The sequence below is a fragment of the Bradyrhizobium sp. genome (assembly GCF_049581145.1).
Lineage (GTDB): Bacteria > Pseudomonadota > Alphaproteobacteria > Rhizobiales > Xanthobacteraceae > Bradyrhizobium.
The window spans coordinates 1-4282 of sequence record NZ_JBAURI010000808.1 but is presented as its reverse complement, the minus strand read 5'-3'; the positions used below and the strand labels follow the sequence as shown (position 1 = coordinate 4282).

The window sequence follows — 4282 nt, the reverse complement described above, 5'->3', positions numbered from 1 at the left end:
CTTGCCAGTAGGCCTGGCCGGAGCCTGACCTGGTTTGTCCCGAATCATGCCGGGATGCTTGCGCAAGCGCGTGGCGTTGCGCAACCGGGAACTGCGCACAATTCCCGCTATTCACGGAGGGCCTTAGAACAGGCTGAGTTGCTCCCCGCTCCGCTTGGGCCGGGCAAAATGTTCGGTGGTCAGCTTCGAGCGGCGCTTGTTGAGGCCGAGTTTCTCGCAGGCGATCTCGAACCGTCGTCCGATCATCCAGGCCATCGGCCCGGTGCCCTTCATCCGCGTTCCCCATTGCGAATCGTAGTCGCGGCCGCCGCGCATGTCGCGGATCAGGGTGAAGACATGGCGGTAGCGATCGGGATAATTCGCCATCAGCCATTCGCGGAACAGATCGCGCACCTCCAGCGGCAGCCGCAGCATCACATAGGCGGCTTCCTTGACGCCGGCATGCGCGGCCGCGTCGAGGATGCGCTCGATCTCAGCATCGTTCAGCGCCGGAATCACCGGCGCCACCATCACCGTGGTCGGAATCCCGGCTTGCGACAGAATGCGCAACGCCTCGAGCCGGCGTTCCGGCGCCGCCGCGCGCGGCTCCATGGTGCGCGCGAGTTTCGGATCCAGCGTCGTCACTGAAATCGCGACCTTGGCGAGATTGCGCTTCGCCATTCGCGCCAGGATATCCGCGTCGCGCGCCACCAGCGCCGACTTGGTGACGATGCCGACCGGGTGGCCGGCGCGCTCCAGCACTTCGAGAATGCCGCGCATGATCTTCCGTTCGCGCTCGATCGGCTGATACGGATCGGTGTTGGTTCCGATCGCAATCATGCGTGGTTCGTAATCGGCAGCCGCAAGCTCCTTTTCCAAAAGCTGTGGCGCGTCGGGTTTGGCAAACAGCTTCGATTCGAAATCAAGTCCCGGCGACAGGCCAAGAAAGGCATGGGTCGGCCGCGCGAAGCAATAGACGCAGCCATGCTCGCAGCCTCGATAGGGGTTGATCGAACGGTCGAAACCGATATCGGGCGAGTCGTTGCGGGTGATCACTTTTCGCGCGGTGTCGAGCGCAACCGTGGTCTTGAACGGCGGCAGATCATCGAGGCTCCGCCAGCCGTCATCGAAGGCGATGCGGGCCTCGGCCTCGAAGCGGCCGCTGGCATTGGATTGCGCGCCACGCCCCCGGCGCTTGTCGCGTTGGACTGGGACCGCAAGCTCGGGAAAATCAGCGGGCGCACCCGCCGGCTCGGAGGGCGCCTTGACCGGCGGGTGCTTGAGGGCATTGGATGATGCTCGGCTCATGGCCAAACACTAACACACCCCGGGAACAAATCAAGAACAATCCGCGATGCCGTCCGCTTTTTCGGCGGATATGATGCCGCCCGGCTGCACATCACAATCTCGTTTCACCGCTGATGGATACTGGAACGGATCGCGCCGTTTCCCATCATCCCGCGTGATTCCAGCAAGAGGTCAGCATGCAGAGCGCCAGCGCAAACGAAAAGCCTATGACCCCCGACGAGCTCGATCTTCTCGACCGCTACTGGCGCGCCGCGAACTATCTCTCGGTGGGCCAGATCTATCTGCTCGACAACCCCCTGCTCAAGGAACCTTTGCAGCCCGGCCATATCAAGCCGCGCCTGCTCGGGCACTGGGGAACGACGCCCGGGCTGAACTTTCTCTATGCCCATCTCAATCGGGCGATCCGGGCATCGGATCTCAACGTCATCTATATCTGCGGCCCCGGTCATGGCGGCCCGGGCATGGTCGCCAACACCTATCTCGAAGGGACCTACAGCGAGATCTATCCCGATATTGCCCGCGATACCGACGGCCTGCGCAAACTGTTCCGGCAATTCTCCTTTCCCGGCGGCATTCCGAGCCACGCGGCGCCGGAAACGCCGGGATCGATCCACGAAGGCGGCGAGCTCGGCTATGCGCTGGTGCATGCCTATGGCGCGGCGTTCGACAATCCCGATCTGATCGTCGCCTGCGTGGTCGGCGACGGCGAGGCGGAGACCGGTCCACTGGCGGCATCCTGGCACTCCAACAAGTTCCTCAATCCGGCGCATGATGGCGCGGTGCTGCCGATCCTGCACCTCAACGGCTACAAGATCGCCAATCCGACCGTGCTCGGCCGCATGAACGACGACGAAATCCGCCATCTGTTCCTGGGCTACGGCCATGAGCCGCTGTTCGTGGAAGGCGACGATCCCAAGCTCATGCATCCCAAGATGGCGGAGACGCTGCAAACCGCGCTTAAGATGATTCATGCCGTTCAGCAGGACGCGCGCGACGGCCGCGCCCGCTGCGAGCGGCCGAAATGGCCGATGATCGTGCTGCGGACGCCGAAGGGCTGGACCGGCCCGAAGGAAGTCGACGGGTTGAAGGTCGAGGGCTTCTGGCGCGCCCATCAGGTGCCGATCGCCGATCCGCGCGGCAACCCCGAGCATCTGAAACTGCTCGAAGCCTGGATGCGCAGCTACGAGCCCGACAAACTGTTCGACACGTCCGGCCGACTGGTGCCGGAACTGCAGGCGCTGGCTCCGCGCGGCGATCGCCGGATGGGCGCCAACCCGCACGCCAATGGCGGCCTGCTCAAGCGCGAGCTCAAGCTGCCGGACTACAAGAGCTATGCGGTCGATGTCCCGCGCCCCGGCGCCACCGAGGCCGAGGCCACGCGCGAGCTCGGCAAATTCCTGCGCGACATCGTGGGACTGAATGCAGAAGCGCGGAATTTCCGCATCGTGGGGCCGGACGAGACCTCGTCAAATCGCCTCGACGCGGTGTTCGACGCGACCGAGCGGGTCTGGATGGAGGACATCGAGCCCTACGATGTGCATCTCGCCCAGGACGGACGGGTGATGGAGGTGTTGAGCGAGCATCTCTGCCAGGGCTGGCTCGAAGGCTATCTCTTGACCGGACGGCACGGCTTCTTCTCCTGCTATGAGGCCTTCATCCACATCGTCGATTCCATGTTCAACCAGCACGCCAAGTGGCTGAAAGTGTCGCGCGCGCTGCCCTGGCGGCGGCCGATCGCCTCGCTGAATTATCTGTTGACCTCGCATGTCTGGCGCCAGGATCATAACGGCTTCAGCCACCAGGACCCGGGCTTCGTCGATCTCGTCGCCAACAAGAAGGCCGACATCGTCCGCATCTACTTTCCGCCCGACGCCAACACCCTGCTCTGGATCGCCGACCATTGTCTGCGCACCTATGACCGCATCAACGTGATCGTCGCCGGCAAGCAGCCGGCGCCGCAATGGCTGGGCATGCGCCAGGCCGCCACCCATTGCGACGCCGGCATCGGCATCTGGCGCTGGGCCGGCACCGAGATCGACGACGCCGAGCCCGACGTGGTGATGGCCTGCGCCGGCGACGTGCCGACCCTGGAGACGCTGGCCGCCGTCGACCTGTTGCGCCAGGCATTTCCCGACCTGAAGATCCGCGTCGTCAACGTGGTCGACCTGATGACGCTGCAGCCGAAGGACGACCATCCGCACGGCCTCAGCGATCGCGATTTCGACAGCATCTTCACCTGCGACCGGCCGGTGATCTTCGCCTATCACGGCTATCCCCATCTGATCCATCGCCTGACCTACAGCCGCACCAATCACGGCGGCATGCATGTCCGCGGCTTCGCCGAAGAGGGAACCACCACGACCCCGTTCGACATGGTGGTGCTGAACGAGCTCGACCGCTTCCATCTCGCGATCGAGGCGATCGAGCGCGTCCCCGGGCTCGGCGTGGCCGCCGCCCATATCAAGCAGCAATATCGCGACGCCCTGATCGAGCATTCGCATTATGTCCGCGCGCATGGCGAAGACATGCCCCAGATCCGCAACTGGACCTGGCCGTACGGCAAGGATGGCGGCTAGCCGCGCGTGAAGGGTCGATACGCGCCAATCCTTCCGGTCGTCATTCCGGGGCGCTCGCGAAGCGAGCGAGCCCGGAATGACGGAGCGATGCGGTCAAGCCGCCTCAAGGTCGTTGGGCGCGACCGCGAAAGTCCTTCGGTCGAAACCCGAAGACGAAATCTGAATATGACAGCTTCATGAATGATCTGGCGCAAGGCAGCCATCGCGGGCACGCGCCATAAGCAGCCCAGAAGCTTCCTCGGCGGGCGTGCCATGAAATCGCAAATCATCAGAGAGCTCGGACAGGCCGACATCCTGCTGCCGTCGCTGGTGGCGGAGGGCCTTGCGGCCAATGATCGCATCAAGGTACGGATGAGCGCGCTGCAGGCCGTCGCACAGCATGCGCGGCAGCCGGACCGTGCCGGGACCGACCTTTCGGT

2 protein-coding genes and 1 pseudogene are annotated in these 4282 nt (G+C 64.1%); 2 read left to right on the top strand and 1 reads right to left on the bottom strand.

The window, feature by feature from the left end:
* Positions 1–123: 123 nt before the first annotated feature.
* Positions 124–1287 carry a PA0069 family radical SAM protein gene (locus WCB02_RS26455; protein WP_423962712.1) on the bottom strand — a complete coding sequence of 388 codons (1164 nt, stop codon included), beginning with the start codon at positions 1285–1287 and terminating at the stop codon, positions 124–126.
* 206 nt (positions 1288–1493) lie between these two features.
* Between WCB02_RS26455 and WCB02_RS26450 the strand changes: the two genes are divergently transcribed.
* The gene (locus tag WCB02_RS26450) at positions 1494–3863 is read left to right on the top strand and encodes a phosphoketolase family protein (protein WP_423962711.1); all 2370 of its coding nucleotides are present in this window, start codon (positions 1494–1496) and stop codon (positions 3861–3863) included.
* Positions 3864–4043: 180 nt separating this feature from the next.
* A pseudogene (locus tag WCB02_RS26445) lies at positions 4044–4282 on the top strand (hypothetical protein); the annotation flags it as partial.